Annotated in this window: 22 protein-coding genes; 9 read left to right on the top strand and 13 right to left on the bottom strand. The window is 72.4% G+C overall.

Features of this window, described 5'->3' with window-relative positions; genetic code table 11:
• Positions 1-29 precede the first annotated feature (29 nt).
• A complete protein-coding gene (locus AC3ANM_RS03115) occupies positions 30-1,217 on the top strand; it encodes a thiolase family protein (RefSeq protein ID WP_488286680.1) in 1,188 nt (395 codons plus the stop codon).
• 59 nt (positions 1,218-1,276) lie between these two features.
• Positions 1,277-2,197 (top strand): COX15/CtaA family protein, encoded by a 921-nt coding sequence (locus AC3ANM_RS03120; protein WP_488286681.1) that lies wholly within the window; start codon positions 1,277-1,279, stop codon positions 2,195-2,197.
• A 173-nt stretch (positions 2,198-2,370) separates the two neighbouring features.
• Here AC3ANM_RS03120 and AC3ANM_RS03125 read toward each other — a convergent pair whose 3' ends face one another.
• Positions 2,371-2,754 (bottom strand): nuclear transport factor 2 family protein, encoded by a 384-nt coding sequence (locus AC3ANM_RS03125; RefSeq protein WP_488286682.1) that lies wholly within the window; start codon positions 2,752-2,754, stop codon positions 2,371-2,373.
• The gene (locus AC3ANM_RS03130; RefSeq protein ID WP_488287903.1) at positions 2,754-3,644 is read right to left on the bottom strand and encodes a heme o synthase; all 891 of its coding nucleotides are present in this window, start codon (positions 3,642-3,644) and stop codon (positions 2,754-2,756) included. Before AC3ANM_RS03130 ends, AC3ANM_RS03125 begins: the two co-directional genes overlap by 1 nt.
• Before the next feature lie 313 nt (positions 3,645-3,957).
• On the opposite strand from AC3ANM_RS03130, the gene tkt reads away from it, so the two are divergent.
• The 6 genes from tkt to pgl are packed head-to-tail and all read left to right on the top strand — an operon-like array spanning position 3,958 to position 12,420.
• Positions 3,958-6,120 carry a transketolase gene (gene tkt / locus AC3ANM_RS03135; protein WP_488286683.1) on the top strand — a complete coding sequence of 721 codons (2,163 nt, stop codon included), beginning with the start codon at positions 3,958-3,960 and terminating at the stop codon, positions 6,118-6,120.
• Positions 6,120-7,253 carry a transaldolase gene (gene tal, locus AC3ANM_RS03140; protein WP_488286684.1) on the top strand — a complete coding sequence of 378 codons (1,134 nt, stop codon included), beginning with the start codon at positions 6,120-6,122 and terminating at the stop codon, positions 7,251-7,253. Before tkt ends, tal begins: the two co-directional genes overlap by 1 nt.
• The gene (locus tag AC3ANM_RS03145) at positions 7,250-8,923 is read left to right on the top strand and encodes a glucose-6-phosphate isomerase (RefSeq protein ID WP_488286685.1); all 1,674 of its coding nucleotides are present in this window, start codon (positions 7,250-7,252) and stop codon (positions 8,921-8,923) included. The genes tal and AC3ANM_RS03145 overlap by 4 nt, the downstream gene beginning before the upstream one ends.
• The gene (gene zwf / locus AC3ANM_RS03150) at positions 8,920-10,461 is read left to right on the top strand and encodes a glucose-6-phosphate dehydrogenase (RefSeq protein WP_488286686.1); all 1,542 of its coding nucleotides are present in this window, start codon (positions 8,920-8,922) and stop codon (positions 10,459-10,461) included. The genes AC3ANM_RS03145 and zwf overlap by 4 nt, the downstream gene beginning before the upstream one ends.
• A 55-nt stretch (positions 10,462-10,516) precedes the next feature.
• Positions 10,517-11,644, top strand: a complete 1,128-nt coding sequence (locus AC3ANM_RS03155) for a glucose-6-phosphate dehydrogenase assembly protein OpcA (RefSeq protein ID WP_488286687.1) — start codon at positions 10,517-10,519, stop codon at positions 11,642-11,644.
• On the top strand, positions 11,641-12,420 hold the full coding sequence (gene pgl, locus AC3ANM_RS03160) for a 6-phosphogluconolactonase (RefSeq protein ID WP_488286688.1): 780 nt from the start codon (positions 11,641-11,643) through the stop codon (positions 12,418-12,420). The genes AC3ANM_RS03155 and pgl overlap by 4 nt, the downstream gene beginning before the upstream one ends.
• 80 nt (positions 12,421-12,500) lie before the next feature.
• Here pgl and AC3ANM_RS03165 read toward each other — a convergent pair whose 3' ends face one another.
• From AC3ANM_RS03165 to AC3ANM_RS03210, 10 genes are all read right to left on the bottom strand, one after another.
• On the bottom strand, positions 12,501-12,851 hold the full coding sequence (locus tag AC3ANM_RS03165; protein ID WP_488286689.1) for an RNA polymerase-binding protein RbpA: 351 nt from the start codon (positions 12,849-12,851) through the stop codon (positions 12,501-12,503).
• Between the two features lie 69 nt (positions 12,852-12,920).
• Positions 12,921-13,172: a preprotein translocase subunit SecG gene (secG, locus tag AC3ANM_RS03170; RefSeq protein ID WP_488286690.1), complete on the bottom strand. Its 252-nt coding sequence runs from the start codon at positions 13,170-13,172 to the stop codon at positions 12,921-12,923.
• A gap of 108 nt (positions 13,173-13,280) precedes the next feature.
• Positions 13,281-14,087: a triose-phosphate isomerase gene (gene tpiA / locus AC3ANM_RS03175; protein WP_488286691.1), complete on the bottom strand. Its 807-nt coding sequence runs from the start codon at positions 14,085-14,087 to the stop codon at positions 13,281-13,283.
• An 81-nt stretch (positions 14,088-14,168) separates the two neighbouring features.
• On the bottom strand, positions 14,169-15,380 hold the full coding sequence (locus tag AC3ANM_RS03180; protein ID WP_488286692.1) for a phosphoglycerate kinase: 1,212 nt from the start codon (positions 15,378-15,380) through the stop codon (positions 14,169-14,171).
• A gap of 5 nt (positions 15,381-15,385) precedes the next feature.
• Complete coding sequence (gap, locus tag AC3ANM_RS03185; protein WP_488286693.1) at positions 15,386-16,393, bottom strand: type I glyceraldehyde-3-phosphate dehydrogenase; 1,008 nt, start codon at positions 16,391-16,393, stop codon at positions 15,386-15,388.
• Between the two features lie 128 nt (positions 16,394-16,521).
• Positions 16,522-17,502 carry a DNA-binding protein WhiA gene (whiA, locus tag AC3ANM_RS03190; protein WP_488286694.1) on the bottom strand — a complete coding sequence of 327 codons (981 nt, stop codon included), beginning with the start codon at positions 17,500-17,502 and terminating at the stop codon, positions 16,522-16,524.
• 64 nt (positions 17,503-17,566) lie between these two features.
• A complete protein-coding gene (locus AC3ANM_RS03195) occupies positions 17,567-18,505 on the bottom strand; it encodes a gluconeogenesis factor YvcK family protein (protein WP_488286695.1) in 939 nt (312 codons plus the stop codon).
• Positions 18,502-19,407, bottom strand: a complete 906-nt coding sequence (rapZ, locus tag AC3ANM_RS03200; protein WP_488286696.1) for an RNase adapter RapZ — start codon at positions 19,405-19,407, stop codon at positions 18,502-18,504. Before rapZ ends, AC3ANM_RS03195 begins: the two co-directional genes overlap by 4 nt.
• A 1-nt stretch (position 19,408) precedes the next feature.
• Positions 19,409-21,493 carry an excinuclease ABC subunit UvrC gene (gene uvrC / locus AC3ANM_RS03205; protein WP_488286697.1) on the bottom strand — a complete coding sequence of 695 codons (2,085 nt, stop codon included), beginning with the start codon at positions 21,491-21,493 and terminating at the stop codon, positions 19,409-19,411.
• A 120-nt stretch (positions 21,494-21,613) separates the two neighbouring features.
• The gene (locus AC3ANM_RS03210) at positions 21,614-22,078 is read right to left on the bottom strand and encodes a Rieske (2Fe-2S) protein (protein WP_488286698.1); all 465 of its coding nucleotides are present in this window, start codon (positions 22,076-22,078) and stop codon (positions 21,614-21,616) included.
• Positions 22,079-22,219: 141 nt separating this feature from the next.
• Between AC3ANM_RS03210 and AC3ANM_RS03215 the strand changes: the two genes are divergently transcribed.
• Positions 22,220-23,041: a hypothetical protein gene (locus AC3ANM_RS03215; RefSeq protein ID WP_488286699.1), complete on the top strand. Its 822-nt coding sequence runs from the start codon at positions 22,220-22,222 to the stop codon at positions 23,039-23,041.
• A gap of 165 nt (positions 23,042-23,206) precedes the next feature.
• On the opposite strand, the gene uvrA is transcribed toward AC3ANM_RS03215, so the two are convergent.
• Positions 23,207-26,299, bottom strand: coding sequence for an excinuclease ABC subunit UvrA (uvrA, locus tag AC3ANM_RS03220; protein ID WP_488286700.1), 3,093 nt, complete (start codon positions 26,297-26,299; stop codon positions 23,207-23,209).
• Positions 26,300-26,407 lie beyond the last annotated feature (108 nt).

Here is a 26,407-nt window from a genome sequence, read left to right on the forward strand (position 1 = left end):
GCCCGTAACCCCCACAGGAGGGTCCGACGATGAACGACGTGTGGGTGGCCGACGCGGTCCGCACCCCGATCGGTCGGTATGCCGGGGCCCTCGCCGGGGTGCGCCCGGACGACCTCGCGGCGACCGTCGTGCGCGCGCTGGTGGCACGGCATACCGCGGCCGGCTTCGACCCCGCAGGGGTCGACGACGTCCTGCTCGGCGACGCGAACGGCGCGGGCGAGGACAACCGCGACGTCGCACGCATGGCCGCCCTGCTAGCGGGGCTGCCGACCTCCGTGCCGGGCGCGACCGTGAACCGGCTGTGCGGCTCGGGCATGGAGGCCGTCATCCAGGGCTCGCGGGCCATCGCCGCCGGCGACGCCGAGCTGGTCCTCGCCGGCGGGGTCGAGTCGATGAGCCGCGCCCCGTGGGTGCTGCAGAAGCCCGAGCGGGGCTACCCCCGCGGCCACGAGCAGCTGCACTCCACCACCCTGGGCTGGCGCATGGTCAACCCCGCGATGCCGGAGCAGTGGACCGTGGCGCTCGGTGAGGGCGCCGAGATCCTCGCCGACCGGTTCGGCATCAGCCGCGAGGAGCAGGACGAGTTCGCGGTCGCCTCGCACCACAACGCCGCCACCGCCTGGGACAAGGGCGTGTATGACGCCGAGGTGGTCCCGGTGGAGGGAACCGACCTCACCCGCGACGAGGGCATCCGCGCGGACGCCTCGCGGGAGGGCCTGGCCCGCCTGAAGCCGGTGTTCCGCCCCGACGGCACCGTGACCGCCGGCAACGCCTCGCCGCTCAACGACGGCGCCGCCGCCCTGTTCCTCGCCGACGACGCCGGGCTCGAGCGCCTGGGCTCGCCGGACCCGCTGGCGCGGGTGGTCTCGCGGGCGGCCAGCGGGGTGGACCCGCACGTCTTCGGCATCGGCCCGGTCGAGGCCGCCGAGCGGGCCCTGGCCCGGGCCGGGATCGGCTGGGGTGACCTCGCCGCGGTCGAGCTCAACGAGGCCTTCGCGGCGCAGTCGCTGGCCTGCCTGCGCTCCTGGCCGGACCTGGACCCCTCGATCGTCAACGTCAACGGCGGGGCCATCGCGATCGGACACCCGCTCGGCTGCAGCGGGGCGCGCATCATCGGCTCGCTCGCCCACGAGCTGCACCGGCGCGGTGGCGGCTGGGGCCTGGCGGCGATCTGCATCGGCGTCGGCCAGGGCCTCGCGGTCGTGCTGCGCGCCTGAGCACCCCCGGGCGCGGAGGCGCCGTCAGTGCACCTGAGGTGGCCATCTACCCTTCTGAGGTGACGATCCACTCCCCCACCGATCAGGCACCGAACCCGGTCAGCGCACCGCCCAACCCCTGGCTGCGTCGGGTGATGCTGGCCAACCTCGTGCTCGAGGTGGGGATCGTCGTCACCGGTGGGCTCGTCCGCCTCACCGGCTCCGGCCTGGGCTGCCCCACCTGGCCCGAGTGCGTGCCCGGCTCGTTCACCCCGGTCCCCCACCAGGCGCAGGGCATCCACAAGGTCATCGAGTTCGGCAACCGCACGCTGACCTCGGTCGTCGGCATCGCCGCGATCCTCGTCATCATCGCGGTCTGGAAGCTCGCCCGCGAGCGTCGCGCGCTGCTGCCCCTGTCGTTCCTGCCGCTGCTGGGCGTCGTCGCCCAGGCCGTCCTCGGCGGCATCACCGTCCTGACCGGCCTCAACCCCGCCACCGTGGCCGCCCACTTCCTGCTCTCGATGGTCATCGTCGCGATCAGCACCCTGCTGCTGCACCGCGTCTCCGAGGGCGACGCCCCGCCCACTCCCGTGGTGCGCCAGGAGGTCGGTCTGCTGGCCCGGGTGACCGTCGCCCTGGGCGCGGTCGTCCTCGCCCTCGGCACCGTCGTCACCGGGTCGGGTCCGCACTCCGGCGACGCCGTCCACCCCACCCGCTTCGGCTTCGACCCGCGCTCGGTCTCCTGGCTGCACGCCGACGCCGTGATGCTGTTCACCGGCCTGGTCATCGCGATGCTCGTCGCGGTGCGGATGGTGGACGGCCCCGAGCGCGCCCGCCGGGCCTGGCTCTGGGTGCTGCTGGTGACGCTGGCCCAGGGCGTGATCGGCTACGTGCAGTACTTCACCGGCCTGCCCGAGGCCGTCGTCGCGCTGCACATGCTCGGCGCCAGCCTCCTCGTGGTCACCCTCACCCGCGGGCTGCTCACCCTGCGCACCCGCTGAGCCGACCGGGCCGCGCGGCCGACACGCCCCCCGCCGCCCGGCCCTGCTCACCTCAGGCCTGTTTGCTCACTTCAGGCCTGTTTGCTCACCTCAGGCCGCTTTCGAGCGCCGTCCCGGCCCTCGAAAGCGGCCTGGGCTGAGCAAAGCCGCGCGGGGTGAGCACGGACGTGGGCTCAGAGACCGGAGGGGCGGTGCGAGCCGGGCGGCCCGATCGGCCACTCCTCGAAGTGCACCGCGCGGCCGTCGGCGTCGAAGCGCACGATCCACAGGTCGCGCCACTCCCGCCACGGCGAGCCGTAGACGACGTGCACCCGCGCGACGCCGGTGTCGCCCTCGACCGCGACGACCTCGGCGTTCATCGTGAACACCTCGTCGGGCCCGTCGCGCTCCTCCTCCCACAGCTGCCCGATCGCCTCGAGCCCGACGACCGGGGCGGCATACGGGCTCATGAGGTAGGCCGCGTCGTCGGCGAAGAGGGTGGCGAGCAGGTCCGTGCCGGGCGCGCGCCAGGCGCGTTCGTAGCCGGCCACCCACGAGGCGAAGCCGGCCCGGTCCATCAGAGCGCCAGGTGGAGCAGCGGGTCGACCGCCACGGCCAGGAAGAGGATCGTCAGGTAGCTGATCGAGAAGTGGAACAGCCGCATCGGCTTGAGCACCGAGGCCGCCGCGCCCTCCTTGGCGCGGGCCAGGAGCCGGTGCGCCTCGGCGATGAACAGCACGCCCGAGGCGACCGCGCCGACGAGGTAGATCCAGCCCATGTCGGCCACCGGCACCAGGGCCAGGGAGACCGCCACCATCGCCCAGCTGTAGGCGACGACCTGCTTGGCCACCGCGGTGTCGCGCGCGACGACGGGCAGCATCGGCACGCCGGCGTTGGCGTAGTCGTCCTTGAACCGCATCGACAGCGGCCAGTAGTGCGGCGGCGTCCAGAAGAAGATGACGAGGAAGAGGATGACCGCGGGCCACTGCACCGTGTCGGTCACCGCCGACCAGCCGATGAGCACCGGCATGCACCCGGCGGCGCCGCCCCAGACGATGTTCTGTGCGGTGCGGCGCTTGAGCAGCATCGTGTAGACGCCGACGTAGAACGCCATGGCGGCGAAGGCCAGGGCGGCCGAGAGCCAGTTGACCAGCAGCCCCAGCCACAGCGTCGAGAGCACCGACAGCGCGATGCCGAAGCGCAGGGCCGCCGCGGGGGTGATCGCCCCCGTCGCGAGGGGCCGGCCCTCGGTGCGGTGCATCAGCTTGTCGATGTCGCGGTCGATGTAGCAGTTGAGCGTGTTGGCCGATCCGGCCGAGAGCGCCCCGCCGACGAGGGTGGCCACGACCAGCCACAGCGAGGGCAGGCCCCGCTGGGCGAGGAACATGGTGGGCACCGTCGTGACCAGGAGCAGCTCGATGATGCGAGGCTTGGTCAGCGCGACGTAGTTGCGGATCGTGACAGCCAGCCCCGGAGAGGGTGCCGCCGCAGCGTCGGTGCGCGGCTGGAGAGCGGTCACAGTGTCCTTCGGGTGCTCGCGGATCTGGGCGCTCTACGGTCCGGGCCGGCGCGTGGTCGGCCTCGTCCGGGGCGCCCCATGGGCTCGGCCAGTCTATCCCGGCCCGGATCGGGTCCGGACGGCGGACTGGCTGCGACGCCCGTCACCAGCGGGGATAGGCTCGGCACCGTCGTGCCCAAGATGGCGCCGTTGCCGGGGCGGTGGCCCGACCGGCCACCTGTAGGTCCTGCTCCCGGCGCCGTGTAAAGGAGTCGTGAAATCCGTGACCGACCACAGCCCTGCGACCACCGCCGCACCCCGCACGCGTGACACCTCGCTGCCCGCGCCGGTCGTGACGCAGACCGGGTGGACCGACCTCGACGTGCGCGCCGTGGACACCGTCCGGCTGCTCGCCGCCGACGCCGTCCAGAAGGTCGGCAACGGCCACCCCGGCACCGCCATGAGTCTGGCGCCGGCGGCCTACCTGCTCTACCAGAACGTCATGCGGCACGACCCGACCGACCCGAAGTGGCTCGGACGCGACCGCTTCGTCCTCTCCTGCGGGCACTCCAGCCTGACGCAGTACATCCAGCTGTACCTGTCCGGCTACGGGCTGGGCCTGGACGACCTGAAGTCGCTGCGCACCTGGGGCTCGCTGACCCCGGGACACCCCGAGGTGCACCACACCGACGGCGTCGAGATCACCACCGGCCCGCTCGGGTCCGGCCTGGCCTCCGCCGTGGGCATGGCCATCGCCCAGCGCCGCCAGCGCGGCCTGCTCGACCCCGACGCCGCGCCCGGCGAGAGCCCGTTCGACCACCACGTCTTCGTGATGGCCTCCGACGGCGACATCATGGAGGGTGTCTCCCACGAGGCCAGCGCCCTCGCCGGTCACCAGGAGCTGGGCAACCTCACCCTGATCTACGACCAGAACCACATCTCCATCGAGGACGACACCAACATCTCGTTCTCCGAGGACGTCGCGGCGCGCTACGCGGCCTACGGCTGGCACGTCGAGCAGGTGGACTGGCGCAAGGGCGGTGACGGCGCGACCTACGTCGAGGACGTCGACGCGCTGCTGGCCGCGATCGAGCGCGGCAAGGCCATCGCCGACAAGCCGACCATCGTCGTCCTCAAGACGATCATCGCCTGGCCGGCCCCGACGAAGCAGAACACCGGCAAGAGCCACGGCTCGGCCCTCGGCGACGAGGAGATCAAGGCCACCAAGACGCTGCTCGGCTTCGACCCGGAGGCCACCTTCGCGGTCGACGAGGACGTCCTGGCGCGCGCCCGCGAGGTGCAGGAGCGCGGCAAGCAGGCGCACGCCGAGTGGGACGAGCAGTATGCCGCGTGGCGGGCTGCGCAGCCCGAGCGCGCCGCCCTGCTCGACCGCCTGGTCGAGCGCGAGCTGCCCGAGGGCCTGGACGAGGCGCTGCCCGTCTTCGAGGCCGACGCCAAGGGCGTCGCCACACGCGCCGCGTCCGGCAAGGTGCTGGGCGCGCTGGCCGACGTCATGCCCGAGCTGTGGGGCGGCTCGGCCGACCTGGCCGAGTCCAACAACACGACGATGGCCGGCGCCGAGAGCTTCATCCCCGCCGGCAAGCAGACGCACGAGTGGAGCGGCGGCCCCTACGGGCGCACCCTGCACTTCGGCATCCGCGAGTTCGGCATGGGCGCGATCCTCAACGGCATCGCCCTGGAGGGCCTGACCCGCCCCTACGGCGGCACCTTCCTCGTGTTCTCCGACTACATGCGCCCGGCGGTCCGCCTGGCCGCCATCCAGCAGCTGCCCGTGACGTTCGTATGGACCCACGACTCGATCGGCCTCGGCGAGGACGGCCCCACCCACCAGCCGGTGGAGCACCTGGCCGCGCTGCGTGCCATCCCGGGCCTGGACGTCGTGCGCCCGGCCGACGCCAACGAGACCGCGGTCGCGTGGCGCACCATCCTGCGCAACACCGACCGGCCCGCCGGCCTGGCCCTGACCCGTCAGGCGCTGCCGGTCCTCGACCGGGGAACATTCGCCTCGGCCGACGGTGTTGCCAAGGGTGCGTACGTGCTCGCCGACGGCTCCAAGGACTCCCCGGGGGTGATCCTCATCGCCACGGGCTCCGAGGTCCAGCTCGCCGTCCAGGCGCGCGAGACCCTCGAGTCCGAGGGCATCTCGACCCGCGTGGTGTCGATGCCCTCCCGCGAGTGGTTCGAGGAGCAGGACCAGGCCTACCGCGACGAGGTGCTTCCCCCGTCGGTGCGGGCCCGGGTCAGCGTCGAGGCCGGGGTCGCCCTCGGCTGGCGCGACTACGTCGGTGACGCCGGACGCATCATCAGCCTCGACCACTTCGGTGCGTCGGCTGACTACCAGACGCTCTACCGCGAGTTCGGCATCACGGCCGAGGCCGTCGTCGCCGCCGCTCGCGACTCCATCCAGGCCGCAGGAGGCAACTGATGACTGACGCACTCAAGGCCCTGTCCGCACAGGGTGTCTCGATCTGGCTCGACGACCTCAACCGACCGCTGATCACCAGCGGTGGCCTGCAGGACCTCATCGACACCAAGCACGTCGTCGGCGTCACGACCAACCCGACGATCTTCGCCGCCGCACTGTCCCAGGGCGACGCCTACAACGACCAGGTCAAGACCCTGGCCGAGGACGGCAAGAACGTCGACGAGGCCGTCTTCGCCCTCACCACCGAGGACGTCCGCCGGGCCTGCGACATCATGCGCCCGGTCTACGACGCCACCGGCGGCCAGGACGGGCGGGTCTCCATCGAGGTCGACCCGCGCCTGGCGCACGAGACGGCACCGACGGTGGAGCAGGCCAAGGCCCTCTGGGCCGCGGTCGACCGCCCCAACCTGCTCATCAAGATCCCGGCGACGGTCGAGGGCCTGCCCGCGATCTCCCAGGTGATCGCCGAGGGCATCAGCGTCAACGTGACCCTGATCTTCTCCCTCGACCGCTACCGCGGCGTGATGAACGCCTTCCTCACCGGACTGGAGCAGGCCCGCGAGGCCGGCAAGGACCTGTCGACGATCCACTCGGTCGCTTCGTTCTTCGTCTCCCGCGTGGACACCGAGATCGACAAGCGCCTCGACGCGCTCGACGGCAGCGCCGACGCGCAGGCCCTCAAGGGCAAGGCCGGCATCGCCAACGCGCGCCTGGCCTACCACGCCTACGACGAGGTCTTCTCGACCCCGCGCTGGCACGTGCTCGAGGCCGAGGGCGCGCACAAGCAGCGCCCGCTGTGGGCCTCCACCGGCGTCAAGGACCCGGCCTACCCCGACACGATGTACGTCACCGAGCTCGTCGCGGCCAACACGGTCAACACCATGCCCGGCAAGACCCTCGAGGCCGTCGCCGACCACGGCGAGATCACCGGCGACCAGGTCACCGGCAACTTCGAGAACGCCAAGGCCGTCCTCGACGCGCTCGAGCGCCTCGGCATCTCCTACGCCGACGTGGTCGCCGTCCTCGAGCGCGAGGGCGTCGAGAAGTTCGAGAAGTCGTGGGACGAGCTGCTCACCGACGTCGAGCAGGAGCTCACCAAGGCCGCCGCCTCCACCGCCGGGGCCGCCAAGTGACCTCCTCCGCCCTGGGGGTGCTGGCCTCCGGGCCGGCAGGCGAGGCGGTATCGCGCCACGTGCCGCGGCTGGTCGGCTTCCAGTTCGCGAGCAAGCTCTTCGCCCAGGACCCCACGCTCTGGGGTCCTGGGGCGGAGGCCGAGTCCGCGATCCGGCTGTCGTGGACCGGCCTGGGCCGCACGTCGCGCCCGCTCGTCGGCGAGGTCTCGGCCCTGCGCGAGCACCTGCGCGAGCAGGGCGTCGACCACGTCGTGCTGTGCGGCATGGGCGGCTCCTCGCTGGCCCCGGAGGTCATCTGCGCCACCGCCGGCGTCCCGCTGACGGTCCTGGACTCCTCCGACCCCGACTACGTCCGCGCGGCGCTGGCCGACAAGCTCGAGCGCACCGTCGTGGTGGTGTCGAGCAAGTCCGGCTCCACGGTCGAGACCGACTCCCAGCGCCGCGCCTACGAGGGCGCCTTCGAGGCCGCCGGCATCGACCCGGCCGGGCGCATCGTCATCGTCACCGACCCGGGCAGCCCGCTGGACAAGGACGCCCGCGAGCGGGGCTACCGCGTCATCAACGCCGACCCGCACGTCGGCGGCCGCTACTCGGCCCTGACCGCCTTCGGGCTGGTGCCCAGCGGCCTGGCCGGCGTCGACATCGAGGAGCTGCTCGACGACGCCGAGTCCGTCGCCGACCTGCTCGCCGACGACGAGGCCGCCAACCCGGGCCTGGTCCTCGGCGCCGCGATCGCCGGCACCGACCCGCTGCGCGACAAGCTGGTCCTCGTCGACGACGGCTCCGGCATCACCGGGTTCGCCGACTGGGCCGAGCAGCTGATCGCCGAGAGCACGGGCAAGGACGGCACCGGCCTGCTTCCGGTCGTCGTCACCGACGAGACCGACCCGGAGGTCGCCTGGCCGGCCGCCGACGTCACGGTGGCCCGCCTCGTCGCCGACGTGGCCGACCTGGACACCCCCGCCGAGGACGACGCCACCGGCGCCGCCCGCTCCGAGGTCCGCGTCAGCGGCTCGCTCGGCGCGCAGCTGCTCCTGTGGGAGGTCGCCACCGCGGCTGCCGGGGTGCTGCTGGGGATCAACCCGTTCGACCAGCCCGACGTCGAGAGCGCCAAGAAGGCCGCCCGCGGCCTGCTCGAGGGCGGCGACAAGGCCGCCGACGAGCCGGCGTTCACCGACGGTGCCATCGAGGTGCGCACCCTGGGCGGCGACTGGCTCGGCTCGGCCGGCACGCTCGGCACCGCTCTGGACGCGCTGTTCGACCAGCTCGACCCGCAGCACGGCTACGTCGCCGTCATGGCCTACCTCGACCGGCTCGCCGACGCCCCGCTGGCCGGGGCGCGCCGCGCGATCGCCGGGCGCACGAAGCGACCGACGACCTTCGGGTGGGGCCCGCGCTTCCTGCACTCCACCGGGCAGTACCACAAGGGCGGCCCGGCCACCGGTGTCTACCTGCAGGTGACCTCCGCCCCCCACGAGGACCTGCCGGTCCCGGGGCGCGACTTCACCTTCGGCACCCTCATCGCCGCCCAGGCGGGCGGCGATGCGCAGGTCCTGGCCGACCACGGCCGCCCGGTCCTGCGCCTCCACCTGACCGACCACGACGCCGGCCTGGCCCAGCTGACCCAGGCACTCGGCATACCGTCCTCCTCCCCGGAAGGCCAAGGATGAGCCCAGCTCGCGTCGCGCAGGGGCAGAACCCGCTGCGCGACCCCCGTGACAAGCGCCTGCCCCGGATCGCCGGCCCCTGCGGCATGGTCCTGTTCGGTGTCACCGGCGACCTGGCCCGCAAGAAGCTCCTGCCGGCCATCTACGACCTGTCCAACCGCGGCCTGCTGCCGCCGGGCTTCAGCCTCGTCGGTTTCGCCCGGCGCGACTGGGCCGACCAGGACTTCGGCAAGATCGTCTACGACGCCGTGCGCCAGCACGCCCGGACCCCGTTCCGCGAGGAGGTCTGGCGCAACCTGGCCGAGGGCTTCCGGTTCGTGCCCGGCACGTTCGACGACCCCAACGCCTTCGACCTGCTGGCCACGACGGTCAAGGAGCTCGACGCCGAGCGCGGCACCGGTGGCAACCACGCCTTCTACCTGTCGATCCCGCCCGGCGCGTTCTCGACCGTGTGCGAGCAGCTCGACCGCAGCGGCCTGTCCAAGCCCGACGCGGGCACCTGGCGGCGCGTGGTCATCGAGAAGCCGTTCGGCCACGACCTGAAGAGCGCGCGCGAGCTCAACGACATCGTCGAGCGCGTCTTCCCGGCCGACTCGGTGTTCCGCATCGACCACTACCTGGGCAAGGAGACGGTGCAGAACCTGCTGGCGCTGCGCTTCGCCAACCAGATGTTCGAGCCGATCTGGAACGCCAACTACGTCGACCACGTGCAGATCACGATGGCCGAGGACATCGGCATCGCCGGTCGCGCGGGCTACTACGACGGCATCGGCGCCGCCCGCGACGTCATCCAGAACCACCTGCTGCAGCTGCTGGCGCTGACCGCGATGGAGGAGCCGGTCTCCTTCTCCGCCAGCGACCTGCGCTCCGAGAAGGAGAAGGTCCTCTCGGCGGTGCGCCTGCCCAAGGACCTCGCCACCTCCACGGCCCGCGGCCAGTACGCCGCTGGCTGGCAGGGCGGCGAGCAGGTCCTCGGCTACCTCGAGGAGGAGGGCATCAACAAGGCCTCCACCACCGAGACGTATGCCGCGGTCAAGCTCGAGATCGACACTCGCCGCTGGGCGGGCGTGCCGTTCTACCTGCGCACCGGCAAGCGCCTCGGCAAGCGGGTCACCGAGATCGCCGTGGTGTTCAAGCGGGCCCCGCACCTGCCGTTCAACGACACGGCGACCGAGGAGCTCGGCCAGAACGCCATCGTCATCCGCGTGCAGCCCGACGAGGGCGTCACGATGCGCTTCGGCTCCAAGGTGCCCGGCACCGCGATGGAGGTGCGCGACGTGACGATGGACTTCGGCTACGGCAACGCCTTCACCGAGTCCAGCCCCGAGGCCTACGAGCGGCTCATCCTCGACGTGCTGCTCGGCGACCCGCCGCTGTTCCCCCGCCACGAGGAGGTCGAGCTGTCCTGGAACATCCTCGACCCGGTGGAGGAGTTCTGGGCCAGGCTCGGCCGCCCGGAGGCCTACTCCTCCGGCGGCTGGGGACCCAGCAGCGCGGACGAGATGATGCACCGCGACGGACGTCACTGGAGGATGCCTTGACCACCCCGCTCAGTTCTCCGCTCGTGCCTCGCTCCGATACTGAACGGGGGCCCCGGTGATCGTCGACCTGCCCAGCACCACCACGCAGGCCGTCAGCAAGAAGCTCGTCCGGCTGCGCAACGACGTCGGTGCGATGGCCCTGGGCCGCGTGCTGACGCTCATCATCGTGGTGGACGAGACCGACGCCGACGAGGCCATCGAGGCAGCCAACGACGCCTCGCGCCAGCACCCCTGCCGGATCATCGCCCTGGTCAGCGGCAACAAGCGCGGCTCCAGCCGGCTCGACGCCCAGATCCGTGTCGGCGGTGACGCCGGCGCCTCCGAGGTCGTCGTGCTGCGCCTGTTCGGCCCGCTGGTGGACCACGGCGACAGCGTGGTGACGCCGCTGCTGCTGCCGGACTCCCCCGTCGTCGCGTGGTGGCCCAAGGCCGCCCCGCACCCGGTGTCCACCGACCCGATCGGCCGGATGGCCCAGCGGCGGATCACCGACGCGGCCGAGGCGAAGAACCCGCACAAGGAGATGGACTACCGGGCGCAGACCTACAAGCCCGGTGACACCGACCTGGCGTGGACGCGGGTCACCCTGTGGCGTGGCCTGCTCGCCGCGGCGCTGGACCAGCCGCCCTACGAGCCGGTGGTCGCCGCCACGGTCACCGGGGGCACGGACTCCCCCTCGACCGACCTGCTGGCCGGCTGGCTGGCCCAGCAGCTCAAGTGCCCGGTCACCCGGGCGCGCACGCGGGCCGGCTCGGGCATGATCAGCGTCCGGCTGGAGCGCAAGAGCGGCGACGTCGACCTGGTCCGTCCCGACGGCAACGTCGCGACCCTCGCCCAGGTCGGCCAGCCGGTGCGCCGGATCGGCCTGGCCCGGCGCGGGCTGGCCGAGTGCCTCGCCGACGAGCTGCGCCGCCTCGACCCCGACGAGATCTACGCCCAGTCCCTGACCAAGGGCCTGGCCAAGGTCGGGGCGAAGCGCTCCAAGACCGCCAGCGAGGCGGTCGCGGACGGCGAGGCGCCGTCGGTGGCCGAGGCCGAGCGGGAGTCCCGGCGACTGGCCCGGGAGGCGCGCAAGCACGCCAGCGCGGCCATGGTCGAGGCCGAGGTGCCGGAGACCGGCTCCACGACCGCGGTCAAGGAGGCGGCGGCGAAGAAGCTGGCCGACAAGACCGGGGACGCCTCGTGAGCCGCGGCCCCAGCGTCGTCGTCCACCGCGACAAGCAGGTGCTCGCCGACGCTGCGGCCGCCCGTCTCGTCACGGCCATCGTCGACGCCCAGGCCTCGCGCGGTGAGGCCGACATCGTCCTGACCGGCGGCTCCATGGGCTCGGCCATCCTGGCCTCCCTCGGGGCCTCAGCGGCCCGCGACGCCGTCGACTGGCGCCGCCTGAACCTCTGGTGGGGCGACGAGCGGTTCCTGCCCACGGGGGACCCCGACCGCAACGAGACCCAGGCCAGGGAGGCGCTGCTCGACGCGGTGCCGCTGGACCCGGCCCGGGTGCACGCCATGCCCGGCCCGGACGGCCCGGAGGGCGCGGACGTCGACCAGGCCGCCTCCCGGTATGCCGCGCAGCTGGCTGCCGTCGCCGCCTCCGGCCGCGACGTGCCCGCCTTCGACGTGGTGATGCTGGGCGTGGGCCCCGACGCCCACGTGGCGTCGCTCTTCCCCGAGCACGCCGCGCTGCACGAGCGGGACCGCTCGGTCATCGGGGTGCGGGGGGCGCCCAAGCCGCCGCCGACGCGCATCTCGCTGACCTTCCCGGCGTTGTGCGCGGCCCGCGACGTGTGGTTCCTGGTCTCCGGGGCCGACAAGGCCGGCGCCGTCGGCCTGGCCCTGTCCGGCGCCGGCGAGATGCAGGCACCGGCCGCCGGGGTACGCGGCACGCGGTCGACGACGTGGCTGCTCGACCGCGAGGCGGCCACGCACGTGCCCAAGCAGCTGATCCGCCCGGCCAGCCCCTGAGGCCCGGCGCGACCTGGCACGACCACGACGACGCCCCCGGACCGCGCGGTCCGGGGGCGTCGTCGTCGGTCCTGGGGCGGCTACTGGATCAGGCCGCGGTCACGCAGGGTCTGCAGCGCCTCGTCGAGGATCGCCTTGCCGTCGGCGTCGCTGCGACGCTCCTTCACGTAGGCCAGGTGCGTCTTGTAGGGCTCGACCCGCGGCGGGGCCGGCGGGTTGTCCTTGTCCTGGCCGGCCGGGAACCCGCAGCGCGGGCAGTCCCAGGTCTCCGGGACGCTCAGGCCGGGCTCCTCGGCGAAGCTGGGGCGGGTCTCGTGACCGTTGGAGCACCAGTAGGAGATGAAGACGCGCGGTGCGGCGTCACCCCGCTCGGCCTCTCCCATGGGTCCGGCTCCGACCCGGCTCCCCCGAATCGCGTTGCCACCTGCCACTGTTGTGCTCCTCGACGTGTGTCGTTCTTGTGCGGCCCGCGGCGCGGTCGGCGCCGACGGGGTGCGGGGTCAGCTCGCCGGCGCGAAGCGCTCGATCAGGCCGAGGCCGACCACGCAGGTGAACCAGACGAGGCCCACCGCGACGGTGAAGCGGTCGAGGTTGCGCTCGGCCACCGAGGACCCACCCATGGCGCTGGACATGCCGCCGCCGAACATGTCGGAGAGGCCACCGCCCTTGCCCTTGTGCATCAGGATCAGCAGGGTCAGGAACAGGCCCGTCAGGACGAGCAGGACCTGCAGCCCGATCTTCACCGCAGTCACGGTCACACCTATCTCATCGAGTTCACCATCGGGCACACGCCTCTCGCGCGTGCCAAGGGCTCAGCCTACCTGCTGGCCCGGAGGCCACCAACCGACCCGCCGCGCGGGTCAGCCGGCGGTGACGTGCTCGCGGTAGCGGCAGATCGAGGCGAACTCCTCCACCACGATCGAGGCCCCGCCCACGAGTGCGCCGTCGACGTCGGCCTCGGCCATGATCGCCGCGACGTTGTTGGCCTTGACCGAGCCGCCGTAGAGGATCCGGATGCCGTCCGCGGTGTCGCCGGAGTACAGCTCGGCCAGCTTCGTGCGGATCGCCGCGCACACCTCCTGCGCGTCGGCCGGGGTGGCGACCTCGCCGGTGCCGATCGCCCAGACCGGCTCGTAGGCCACGACGATCGAGCGCACCTGCTCGGCGGTGATGCCGGCCAGGCCGGCCTCGACCTGGGCCAGGACGTGCGCGACGTGGCCGCCGGCCTTGCGCACCTCCAGGCCCTCACCGACGCAGAAGATCGGGGTGATCTCGTGCCGGTAGGCGGCCTTGAGCTTGGCGTTCACGACGGCGTCGTCCTCGCCGTGGTACTCCCGGCGCTCGCTGTGCCCGACGACCACGTAGCGGCAGCCGAGCTTGGCCAGGAACGCCCCGGAGACCTCACCGGTGTAGGCGCCGGACTCGTGCACCGACAGGTCCTGCGCGCCGTGCACGAGGCGCAGCCGGTCCCCCTCGATGAGGGTCTGCACGCTGCGCAGGTCGGTGAACGGCGGCAGCACCGCCACCTCCACCGCCTCGTAGTCGTGCTTGGCGTCGCGCAGGGTCCAGTCGAGCTTCTGGACCAGGTGCGTGGCCTGCAGGTGGTCGAGGTTCATCTTCCAGTTGCCCGCCATCAGGGGCGTGCGACCGGCCGGCTTGGCTGCCATGGGGCTCCTAGGGTGCGTATGCCGGTGGGCCGGGTCGGGTGCCCCCGCCCGGCCCACCAGGTGGAACAGGTGTCGCGGGTGTCAGCTCTCGTCGAGCACGGTCAGGCCCGGCAGCGCCTTGCCCTCGAGGTACTCCAGGCTGGCGCCGCCACCGGTGGAGATGTGGCCGAACTGCGCGTCCTCGAAGCCGAGCTGGCGCACCGCGGCTGCGGAGTCGCCACCGCCGACGACGGTGAGCGCACCCTGGCGCGTGGACTCGACGAGCGCCTCGGCGACGGCCTGCGTGCCGGCGGCGTAGGGGGCCATCTCGAACGCCCCCATGGGGCCGTTCCAGAAGACCGTGCGGGCGTCGGCGAGCTTGGCGGCGAAGGCCTTGGCCGACTCCGGGCCGATGTCCAGGCCCATCCGGTCGGCCGGGATCGCGTCGGCGGCGACCACGTCGTGCGCGGCGTCGGCCGAGAAGGCGTCGGCCGCGACGATGTCGGTCGGCAGCACGATCTCGACACCCCGCTCCTGCGCCTGCTGGAGGTAGCCCTTGACCCTCTCGACCTGGTCGGCCTCGAGCAGGCTCTTGCCGACCTCGTGGCCCTGGGCCTTGAGGAAGGTGAAGACCATGCCGCCGCCGATGAGCAGGCGGTCGGCCGTCTGCAGCAGGTTGGCGATGACGCCGAGCTTGTCGCTGACCTTCGCACCGCCGAGCACCACGGCATACGGCCGCTGCGGGTCCTGGGTGAGGCGCTGGAGCACCTCGACCTCGGCCCGCACGAGGCCACCGGCGAAGTGCGGCAGCCGCTGCGCCACGTCGTAGACGCTGGCCTGCTTGCGGTGCACGACGCCGAAGCCGTCGCTGACGAACACGTCGGCGAGGGAGGCGAGCTGGTCGGCGAACGCGCCACGCTCGGCCTCGTCCTTGCTGGTCTCCCCCGCGTTGAAGCGCAGGTTCTCCAGCATGGCGACCTGGCCGTCGGCGAGGCCGTCGACCAGCGCGCGGGCCGACTCGCCGACGGTGTCCTCCGCCAGCGGGGCGTCGGAGCCGAGCAGCTCACCGAGCCGGGCGGCCGCCGGCGCCAGGGAGTACTTCGCCTCCGGGGTTCCCTTGGGCCGGCCGAGGTGGGCGCACACGACGACGCGCGCACCCGCCCCGGCGAGGGCCTGGATGGTCGGCACCGAGGCGCGCACGCGACCGTCGTCGGTGATCGCGCCGTCGGCGTCGAGCGGGACGTTGAGGTCGCTGCGGACGAGGACGCGCTTGCCGCGCACGCCCTCCGCCAGCAGGTCGTCGAGGGTCCGCATCCGGGTCAGAGGCGCTTGCCGACGTAGGTGACGAGGTCGACGAGGCGGTTGGAGTAGCCCCACTCGTTGTCGTACCAGCCGACGACCTTGACCTGGTTGCCGATGACCTTGGTCAGCGGCGCGTCGAAGATGCACGACGCCGGGTCGGTGACGATGTCGGTGGAGACGATCGGGTCCTCGTTGTAGGTGAGGAAGCCCTTGAGCGCGCCCTCGGCAGCGGCCTTGACCGCGGCGTTGACCTCCTCGACCGTCGTCTCGCGGGAGACCTCGACGGTGAGGTCGGTCGCGGAGCCGGTGGGCAGCGGCACGCGCATGGCGTAGCCGTCGAGCTTGCCCTTGAGCTCGGGCAGCACCAGGCCGATGGCCTTCGCGGCACCGGTGGAGGTCGGCACCATGTTGAGGGCGGCGGCGCGGGCGCGACGCAGGTCCTTGTGCGGGGCGTCCTGGAGGTTCTGGTCCTGGGTGTAGGCGTGGATCGTCGTCATCAGGCCCTTGACGATGCCGAACTCGTCGTGGATGGCCTTGGCCATCGGCGCCAGGCAGTTGGTGGTGCAGGAGGCGTTGGAGATGACCGTGTGCGCCTCGGGGTCGTAGTCGGCGTGGTTGACGCCCATGACGACGGTGAAGTCCTCGTTGGAGGCCGGCGCCGAGATGATGACCTTCTTGGCCCCGCCCGCATCGACGTGGGCGCGCGCCTTGGTCGCGTCGGTGAAGAAGCCGGTGGACTCGATGACGACGTCGACGCCGAGGTCCTTCCAGGGCAGGGCGCCCGGGTCGCGCTCGGCCAGGATCTTGATGGTCTTGTCGCCGACCTTGATCCCGTCGCCCTCGACCGAGACCTCGTCGGGGAAGCGACCCAGGATCGAGTCGTACTTCAGCAGGTGCGCCATGGTCTTGAGGTCGCCGAGGTCGTTGGCGGCGACCACCTCGATGTCGGCGCCGGACGCCTCGACGGCGCGGAAGAAGTTACGGCCGATGCGGCCAAAGCCATTGATACCAACGCGAACAGTCACTGGGGATCCAGCCTCTCCTCGATCACATGGTGCACGGGCCCTCGCCACCACGACGAGAGCCTGCCGTTGAACGTCAGTACGACCCTAGGGGATACCCATGGGTAGGCAGTACGGAGGTCTGCCCCGTCTCAGGCGTCGAGCATGTCGGCGGTGAGGTTGGCGTCGGTGCCGGGGACGCCGAGGTCGGACGCGCGCTTGTCGGCCATGGCCAGCAGGCGGCGGATCCGGCCCGCCACGGCGTCCTTGGTCATCGGCGGCTGGGCCAGCTGGCCCAGCTCCTCGAGGCTGGCCTGCTTGTGCTCCAGACGCAGCCGGCCGGCATCGAGCAGGTGGTCGGGGACGTCGGCGCCAAGGATCTCCAGCGCGCGCTCGACCCGGGCCCCGGCGGCGACGGCCGCGCGCGCCGAGCGGCGCAGGTTGGCGTCGTCGAAGTTGGCCAGACGGTTGGCCGTGGCACGCACCTCGCGACGCATCCGACGCTCCTCCCAGGCGAGCACCGCGTCGTGGGCGCCCATCCGGGTCAGCATCGCGCCGATCGCGTCGCCGTCACGGATCACGACGCGGTCGACGCCACGGACCTCGCGGGCCTTGCTCTGGATGCCCAGGCGACGGGCGGCACCGACGAGGGCGAGCGCCGCCTCCGGCCCGGGGCAGGTGACCTCGAGGGCCGAGGAGCGGCCCGGCTCGGTCAGGGAGCCGTGGGCCAGGAAGGCACCGCGCCACGCCGCCTCGGCGTCGCAGACGGCCCCGCTGACGACACGGGGCGGCAGGCCCCGCACCGGTCGCCCGCGGGTGTCGATGAGGCCCGTCTGACGGGCCAGGGACTCGCCGTCCTGGACGACCCGCACGACGTAGCGGCTGGTCTTGCGCAGGCCGCCGGCGGCCATGACGAGGACGTCGCTGGTGTGGCCGTAGACCTCGCTGACGTCCTTGCGCAGGCGGCGGGCCGCCTGCGCCGTGTCGAGCTCGGCCTCGACGACGATGCGGCCGCCGACGATGTGCAGTCCCCCGGCGAAGCGGAGCATCGCCGACACCTCCGCCTTGCGGCAGCAGGGCTTGGTCACCTGAAGACGGCTGAGCTCGTCCTTCACCTTCGCCGTCATCGCCATGGGGGTCATCCTGCCATCCGCAACCGACCCCTCGTGGCGGAAGGGCCCAACAACCGCAACGGGTTCAGCCCAGGACGTCCCGGTATGCCGCGGCGAGACGCAGCTCGTCATGCTGGCCAGGGTGGTCGGTCGCCGCCACCGGCATGACGACGAGCTCGGCCCCCATCCCCTCGGTCACCTGCCGCAGCACCACCTCGTCGACGACCACCCGCGGGTCGGCCAGCACCACGTCGAGGTGCAGGTCGGGCGCATGCGCGGCGAGGACCTCGAGGTGGTTCTCGGCCGAGAACCCCTCGGTCTCGCCGGTGTGCATCTGCAGGTTGAGGGTCAGCGCCCGGCGGGCGGACGTGCCCAGCAGGGCGTCGCGCAGGCCGGGCACCAGCAGGTGCGGCATCACCGAGGTGAACCACGAGCCCGGGCCGAGCACGACCCAGTCGGCGTCCTCGACCGCGGTCACCGCCTCGGCACAGGCCGGCGGCTCCTCGGGGTCCAGGCCGATGCCGAGCACCCGGCCGCGGGTGGTCGCCACCTCGACCTGGCCGCAGACCTGCGTGACCTCCAGCGGGCGTCGGGGGTCCTCCCCCAGGACGTCGGCGCGGATGGTCAGCGGCACGGCGGCCATCGGCAGCACCCGGCCCCGCGCGTTGAGCAGCCGGCCGACCATGTCGAGCCCGGCGACGGTGTCACCGAGCTGCTCCCACAGGGAGACGATGAGCAGGTTGCCCAGGGCGTGGCCGCCGAGCTCGCCGTCGCCGTGGAAGCGGTGCTGCAGCACGTCACGCCACAGGTGGCCCCACTCGGTGTCCTCGGTCAGCGCGGACAGCGCCATGCGCAGGTCGCCCGGTGGCAGGACGTCGAACTCGCGCCTCAGCCGGCCGCTGGAGCCGCCGTCGTCGGCGACCGTGACGATCGCAGTGATGTGGTCGGTGACGTGGCGCAGGGCCGCCAGGGAGGCGGCCAGGCCGTGCCCTCCGCCGAGCGCGACGACGGACGGGCCGCTCACTCGCGACCCAGGTCCCGGTGGACCAGGATCGTGGCCACCTCGTCGGAGGACAGGCGGTCGGCCAGCGCCTCGGCCACGGCAACCGATCGGTGCTTGCCGCCGGTGCAGCCCACCGCGAGGGTGACGTAGCGGCGACCCTCACGCAGGTAGCCGCCGACGACGGGCTGCATGAGGTCGACGACGCGGTCGACGAACTCCTTCGCCCCGGGCTGGTTCATGACGTAGTCCGCCACCGGGGCGTCCTTGCCGGTCTGCGAGCGCAGCTCGGGCACCCAGAACGGGTTGGGCAGGAAGCGCATGTCGAAGACGAGGTCGGCGTCGAGCGGGATGCCGTACTTGAAGCCGAAGGACATCACCGCCAGGCGCAGCCGCGGCCCGCCCTCGGTGGCGAACACCTGCGAGACCTTGGCGGAGAGCTGGTGGACGTTCAGGCCCGAGGTGTCGATGAGGATGTCGGCCTCGGAACGCAGGTCGCCCAGCAGCGTCCGCTCGCGGGTGATGCCGTCGAGCAGCCGGCCGTGGCCCTGCAACGGGTGCGGGCGGCGGACGCTCTCGAACCGGCGCACCAGGGCCTCGTCGGTGGCGTCGACGAACACGACGTTGGGCTTCCACCCCCGCTGGCGCAGCGTCTGCAGGGCCTCGCGCAGGGCGGTGAAGAAGGTGCGGCTGCGCACGTCGACGACGACGGCGAGCTGGGACACGCCACCGCGGGAGTGCTCGGCCAGCTCGGCCATCGGCAGGATCATCTGCGGCGGCAGGTTGTCGACGACGTACCAGCCGAGGTCCTCCAGGACGTTGGCCGCGGTCGAGCGACCGGCACCGCTCATCCCGGTCAGCACCACCACGTCGGTCGGTGCGCTCCTGGTGCCGCCTGTGTCACTCACCGATGCTCCCCTTTGCATGTCAGTCGAGTACTTCGCCCGTCGTGACGTTGACCGCCGGCGTGGCGCCCTGCCCCTCGGCAGCCAACGTCGCATGAATCGTTGCAGCAAGTGCCGGTCCGATGCCGGGGACCTCCCGAATCTCCTCCTCGGAGGCGGCCCGCACCCGCTTGACGGAGCCGAAGTGCTTCAGCAGCGCCTTGCGCCGCGTGGCGCCGAGCCCGGCGATGTCGTCGAGCACGCTGGCCGTCATCGCCTTGGACCGGCGCTGGCGGTGGAAGGTGATCGCGAACCGGTGCGCCTCGTCGCGCAGCCGCTGCAGCAGGTAGAGCCCCTCGCTGGTGCGGGGCAGGATGACCGGGAAGTCCTGCCCCGGCACCCACACCTCCTCCAGCCGCTTCGCCAGGCCGACGAGCGCGACGTCGTCGATGCCGAGCTCGTCGAGCACCGCCTGGGCGGCGTTGACCTGCGGCAGGCCACCGTCGACCACGACGAGGTTGGGCGGGTAGGCGAACCGCTTCGGGCGACCCGTGTCGGGGTCGATCCGGCTCGGCACGCCGCCATTGCCGTGAACCCCGTCCGCGCCAACGGTTTCGCCGCCGCTTCGCCCGCTGCCGTCCGCGGTCTCGTCGTCACCGGCCGCGTGGTCGAAGGAGTCGTCCACCTCGATGTCGCTGGCCTCGGACCGGTCGTCGACGTAGCGCCGGAAGCGGCGCCCGAGCACCTCGCGCATCGCCGCGGTGTCGTCGACGCGGACCTCACCGTCCTCGGCACCCGGCTCGGCGACGCCGCGGACGATGAACCGGCGGTACTCCGACTTGCGCGGCAGGCCGTCCTCGAAGACCACCATCGAGGCCACCACCTGGGTGCCCTGGATGTGGCTGACGTCGAAGCACTCGATGCGCAGCGGCGCGTCAGGCAGCTCCAGGGTCTGCTGGAGCTCCTCGAGGGCCAGGCTGCGCGCCGTCAGGTCGCCGGCCCGGGCGACCTTGTGCCGGGCCAGGGACTGCTCGGCGTTGCGCCGCACCGTGTCCATGAGCGAGCGCTTGTCGCCCCGCTGCGGCACCCGCAGGTCGACCTGCGCGCCGCGCAGGCCGGACAGCCACTCCGACAGGTGGGTGGGGTCCTCCGGCAGGACGGGGACGAGGACCTCGCGCGGGACCCCCTCCGGCGACTCCCCGCCATACACCTGCTGGAGGAGGTGCTCGACGATCCCGGGCACGTCCTCGTCGTCCTTCTCGACCACCCAGCCGCGCTGGCCGCGCACGCGGCCGCCGCGGACGTGGAAGACCTGCACGGCGGCCTCGAGCTCGTCGTCGGCGAGGGCGAAGACGTCGGCGTCGGTGGCGTCGCCGAGCACCACGGCGGACTTCTCCAGGGCGCGCTGCAGGGCCCCGATGTCGTCCCGCAGCCGCGCCGCCTGCTCGTAGTCCATCTCGGCGGCGGCGTCCTTCATCCGCTTCTCGAGGCGCTTGACGAACTTGGTCGTGTTGCCGGCCATGAAGTCGCAGAAGTCCTCGGCGATGGCGCGGTGCTCGTCGGCGTCCACCCGGCCGACGCACGGCGCCGAGCACTTGTCGATGTAGCCCAGCAGGCACGGCCGGCCGACCTGCCCGGCGCGCTTGAACACCCCGCCGCTGCAGGTGCGCATCGGGAAGACGCGCAGCAGCAGGTCGAGCGTCTCGCGGATCGCCCAGGCGTGGGCGTAGGGGCCGAAGTAGCGGGTGCCCTTGCGCTTGGCGCCGCGCAGCACCTGGGCCCGCGGGAACTCCTCGCCCATCGTCACCGCGAGGTAGGGGTAGGACTTGTCGTCGCGGTACTTGACGTTGAAGCGCGGGTCGAACTCCTTGATCCAGGAGTACTCCAGCTGCAGCGCCTCGACCTCGGTGCTGACGACCGTCCACTCGACGCTGGCGCCGGTGGTGACCATGCTGCGCGTGCGCGGGTGCAGCGCCGCGATGTCCTGGAAGTAGGAGGACAGCCGCGAGCGCAGCGACTTGGCCTTGCCCACGTAGATGACGCGGCCGTCCTTGTCGCGGAAGCGGTAGACGCCCGGGTCGACCGGGATCTCCCCCGGCCTGGGGCGGTAGGTCGACGGGTCAGCCACGGCTCCACCTTATGAGGCCGGTCCGACCGTCCCCGCGCCCGTCTCGGGTGGCGCCCCTCTCACGTGACCTCGCTCTCAGGTGACGCTCCCTCGGGTGGCGCTCCCTCGTGTGACGCTCCCTCAGGTGACGGTGATCCCGTCGGAGCCGACCTTGACGCTCTTGGCCGCCAGCGGGGCCGGGGCCGGGCCGCGCTTCACCGCGCCGGTGGCGATGTCGTACTGGCTGCCGTGGCAGCCGCAGTTGATCGTGCCGCCGGAGACGTCGGCGACGATGCAGCCCGCGTGGGTGCACACCGCGGTGAACGCCTTGAAGTCCCCCGCCTTCGGCTGGGTGACGACCACCTTGGCGTCGGGGAAGACCTTGCCCCCGCCGACCGGGATCTGCGCCGCCTTGATGGCGCCCTTGGCGGCGTCGGTGGCCGACCCGACGGCGTCCGAGGCGCTCTGGCCGCCACCGCCACAGGCGGCCAGGGCCCCGACACCCACGATGCCCGCGCCGACCACCCCCGCCCCGCGCAGCACGGTCCGGCGGTCGAGGCAGCTCTCGCAGGCCTCGACGGGGGTCTCGCGGTCGAGCTCGGTCACTGCAGCCTCCCGGGGTGGGGCCGGCGGGACACCGGCGCTGTCGGGGACAACGTAGACGCGACGACTGTGGTTCACCTCCGCCGCGGCGATTTCCCGGCGGAAGACCTGTGCCAACGGGCCCGCATCGGGGAGAGTGTCCCCATGGAGCTCGCGGAGTACCAGGGGTTCACCGACTCCCTCACGGAGTCGCTCGGGGGCCGGCCCGAGGTCCTGGGCCTGGTGGCGCTCGGCTCGATGGCGCTGCGGGACTACGCGCCGGACCGGCACAGCGACCACGACTTCTTCGTCGTCACCCGGCTCGGCGCCGCCGAGGCGCTGCGCGCGGACCTGTCCTGGCTGCCCGACCCGGACCGGATCTCGTTCACCTTCCGCGAGACCGCCCACGGCCTGAAGGTGCTCTACGACAGCGGCCACCTGCTCGAGCTGGCCGTGTTCGAGCCGGACGAGCTCGCGCTCGCCCGGGTTAACCGGTATCGCGTGCTGCTCGACCGCGCGGACGTCGCCGAGCGCCTCGCGGTGGTGGCGGCCGCCACCAGCGCGATCGTGGACAAGGAGGCCGAGACCGACGAGTACCTCATCGGGCAGTTCCTCACCAACGTCCTCGTCGGCGTCGGCCGGTGGCGCCGCGGCGAGAAGCTGAGCGGCCGGTCTCTGGTGCAGAGCAACGCGGTGCGCCACCTGCTCGTGCTGCTCAACCGCCACGTGGTCAGTGCGAACGCCGGGCTGCTGGACTCCCTGGAGCCGACCCGCAGGTTCGAGCGCGTGCACCCGCTGCTCGGGGCCGAGCTCGACGACGCCCTGTCGCTGGACCTGCCCGAGTCGGCGGTGCGCCTGGTCGACCTGGCCGAGTGGGAGCTGCGCAAGCGCGCCCCCGGGATCGACGTCCCGGCCGAGGCGTTCGCGCTCGTGCGCCAGGTGATCTCGCCGCCACCGCGCGAGCGGCGCCGGCACCCCGAGTCCTGACGCAGTCCCGGCCCTGACGCGGTACCGGTCCTGACGCGGTCCCGGTCCTGACGCGACGCAGCCGGCCGTGACGGGGCAGCTCGTCCCGGGCGCCCTGTCCCCGGGCGCCGGGTCGCAGCGAGCGCAGGGCCCGGGCACACGTGGTGCCCGGGCCCGAGCGCGTTGTCAGGCCTTCTTGCGGGTGCTCGCCTTCGTGGCGGCGGCCTTCTTCGCGGCCGTCGACGTCGTCGTCGCCGTGGTCTTCTTCGCGGCCGTCTTGCGGGCCGGCTTGGCCGCCGACGTGGTGGTCGCCCGGCTGGACGTCGCGGCGGCGGCCACCGTCTTGGGCGCCTTGCCCTTCGTGACGGCCGAGCCGGTCGCCCGCTGCGGGCTGCGCGCGCTGCGGGCCAGCACCGGCGCGAGGAACCGGCCGGTGTGGCTGCCCTCCACCTCGGCGACCTTCTCGGGGGTGCCCTCGGCGATGACCCGGCCACCGCCGGAGCCACCCTCGGGGCCCATGTCGACGATCCAGTCGGCGTTCTTGATCACGTCGAGGTTGTGCTCGATGACGATCACGGTGTTGCCCTTGTCGACCAGACCCTGGAGCACCCCGAGCAGCTTGCGGATGTCCTCGAAGTGCAGGCCGGTCGTCGGCTCGTCGAGGACGTAGATGGTGCGTCCGGTGGAGCGCTTCTGCAGCTCGGAGGCGAGCTTGACCCGCTGGGCCTCGCCGCCGGAGAGGGTCGGTGCGGGCTGGCCGAGCCGCACGTAGCCCAGGCCCACGTCGACGAGGGTCGTCAGGTGGCGCGCAATGGCCGGCACCGCGGCGAAGAACTCCGCGGCCTCCTCGATCGGCATGTCGAGGACGTCGGCGATCGTCTTGCCCTTGAAGTGGACCTCGAGCGTCTCGCGGTTGTAGCGCGCGCCGTGGCAGACCTCGCACGGCACGTAGACGTCGGGCAGGAAGTTCATCTCGATCTTGATCGTGCCGTCGCCGGAGCACGCGTCGCAGCGGCCGCCCTTGACGTTGAACGAGAACCGGCCCGGCATGTAGCCGCGGATCTTGGCCTCCGTGGTCTCGGCGAACAGCTTGCGCATGTTGTCGAAGACACCGGTGTAGGTGGCCGGGTTGGACCGCGGCGTGCGCCCGATGGGGCTCTGGTCGACGTGGACGACCTTGTCGAGGTGCTCCAGGCCCTTGACCGTCTTGTGCCGGCCCGGCACGTGGCGCGCGCCGTTGAGCTTGTTGGCCAGGACGTTGTAGAGGATGTCGTTGACCAGCGTGGACTTGCCCGAGCCGGACACGCCCGTGACGGCGACGAGGTTGCCGAGCGGGAAGCTGACGTCGACCCCGTCGAGGTTGTGCTCCCGCGCCCCGACCACGGTGACCTGGCGGCCCTTCTCCTGCGGGCGGCGCAGCTCGGGCGTGGGGATCTCGCGGCGGCCGGAGAGGTACTCCCCGGTGATGGAGTCGGGGTGGGTCAGCAGGTCGGCCACGGTGCCGGAGTGCACCACCTGGCCGCCGTGCTCGCCGGCGCCCGGGCCGATGTCGACGACCCAGTCTGCAGTCGCGATGGTGTCCTCGTCGTGCTCGACGACGATGAGGGTGTTGCCCAGGTCGCGCAGCCGGGTCAGCGTCTCGATCAGGCGGTGGTTGTCGCGCTGGTGCAGGCCGATCGAGGGCTCGTCGAGGACGTAGAGGACGCCGACGAGGCCGGAGCCGATCTGCGTGGCGAGCCGGATGCGCTGGGCCTCGCCACCGGAGAGCGTGCCGGCCGGCCGGTCGAGGGAGAGGTAGTCCAGCCCGACGTCGAGCAGGAAGCCCAGCCGGGCCTCGATCTCCTTGATCACCCGCTCGGCGATCTGCCGCTCGCGCGCGGTGAACTCGACGTCCTGGAGGAACGTGGCGCACTCGGCGATGGCCAGCGCGCAGACGTCGCTGATGCTGCGGCCGCCGATGAGCACGGCGAGCGACTCGGGCTTGAGGCGGGCGCCCTTGCACTCGGGGCACGGCACCTCGCGCATGTAGCCCTCGTAGCGCTCCCGGCTCCAGTCGGAGTCGGTCTCGGCGTGCCGGCGCTTGACGAACGGCACGACGCCCTCGAAGCCGGTCGTATAGGAGCGGTCGCGCCCGTAACGGTTGCGGTACTTGACGTGGACCTTGTAGTCCTGCCCGTGCAGCAGGGCCTCACGGGCCCGCTCCGGCAGGGAGTGCCACGGCTTGTCGAGGCTGAACTTCAGGTCGTCGGCGAGCGCGTCGATGACCCGCAGGAAGTAGTCGGCCGAGCCGGACCCCTGCGCCCACGGGGCGATCGCGCCCTCGCGGATGGACAGGTCCTCGTCGGGGACGAGCAGCTCGGGGTCGACCTCCAGCTCGGTGCCCAGGCCGGTGCACTTGGGGCAGGCGCCGAAGGGGCTGTTGAACGAGAACGAGCGCGGCTCGACCTCGTCGATGGCCAGCGGGTGGTTGTTGGGGCAGGCCATCTTCTCGGAGAAGCGGCGCTCCCGCTCGGGGTCCTTGGCGTCGAGGTCGACGAAGTCGACGATGAGCACGCCCCCGGTCAGCGACAGCGCCGTCTCGACCGAGTCGGTCAGCCGCCGCTTGGCGCCGGAGTCGTCACCCTTGGCGACGAGCCGGTCGATGACCACCTCGATGGTGTGCTTCTTCTGCTTCTCCAGCTTGGGCGGCTCGGTCAGGGTGATGACCTCGCCGTCGACGCGCGCCCGGGAGAAGCCCTTGGTCTGGAGCTCGGCGAACAGGTCGACGAACTCGCCCTTGCGGGCCTGGACGACCGGCGCGAGCACCTGGAAGCGGGTGCGCTCGGGCAGCTCGAGCAGCCGGTCGACGATCTGCTGCGGGGTCTGGCGGGTCACCGGCTCGCCGCACACCGGGCAGTGCGGGCGGCCGGCGCGCGCGAAGAGCAGGCGCAGGTAGTCGTAGACCTCGGTGATCGTGCCCACAGTGGAGCGGGGGTTGCGGTTGGTCGACTTCTGGTCGATCGAGACCGCCGGGCTCAGGCCCTCGATGAAGTCGACGTCGGGCTTGTCCATCTGCCCGAGGAACTGCCGGGCATAGGCCGACAGGGACTCGACGTAGCGCCGCTGCCCCTCCGCGAAGATCGTGTCGAAGGCCAGCGAGGACTTGCCGGACCCGGACAGGCCGGTGAAGACCACCAGGCTGTCGCGCGGCAGGTCGATCGAGACGTCCTTGAGGTTGTGCTCGCGCGCACCGCGCACGACGAGGCGGTCATGGGTATGGCGAGTGGTCACTTCGGGCACGTCCGCCATGCTAGGTGCCCCGACCGACAGACCCACCCTCGCGCCCTCCCGGCGCCCCGCCACCAGCGACGACGCGCCCGCCCGGGACCCCGTCACGGACGCCCACGC

The sequence above is a fragment of the Oryzihumus sp. JJN4-3R genome, from assembly GCF_057747915.1.

Excerpts from the sequence above, each read along its gene's own strand:
- AC3ANM_RS03125 (WP_488286682.1), bottom strand. The coding sequence starts at position 2,754 with ATGGACCGGGCCGGCTTCGCCTCGTGGGTGGCCGGCTACGAACGCGCC.
- AC3ANM_RS03215 (WP_488286699.1), top strand. The coding sequence starts at position 22,220 with ATGGAGCTCGCGGAGTACCAGGGGTTCACCGACTCCCTCACGGAGTCG.
- rapZ (WP_488286696.1), bottom strand. The coding sequence starts at position 19,407 with ATGCAAAGGGGAGCATCGGTGAGTGACACAGGCGGCACCAGGAGCGCA.
- AC3ANM_RS03180 (WP_488286692.1), bottom strand. The coding sequence starts at position 15,380 with ATGCGGACCCTCGACGACCTGCTGGCGGAGGGCGTGCGCGGCAAGCGC.
- zwf (WP_488286686.1), top strand. The coding sequence starts at position 8,920 with ATGAGCCCAGCTCGCGTCGCGCAGGGGCAGAACCCGCTGCGCGACCCC.
- whiA (WP_488286694.1), bottom strand. The coding sequence starts at position 17,502 with ATGGCGATGACGGCGAAGGTGAAGGACGAGCTCAGCCGTCTTCAGGTG.
- AC3ANM_RS03115 (WP_488286680.1), top strand. The coding sequence starts at position 30 with ATGAACGACGTGTGGGTGGCCGACGCGGTCCGCACCCCGATCGGTCGG.
- tal (WP_488286684.1), top strand. The coding sequence starts at position 6,120 with ATGACTGACGCACTCAAGGCCCTGTCCGCACAGGGTGTCTCGATCTGG.
- tpiA (WP_488286691.1), bottom strand. The coding sequence starts at position 14,087 with ATGGCAGCCAAGCCGGCCGGTCGCACGCCCCTGATGGCGGGCAACTGG.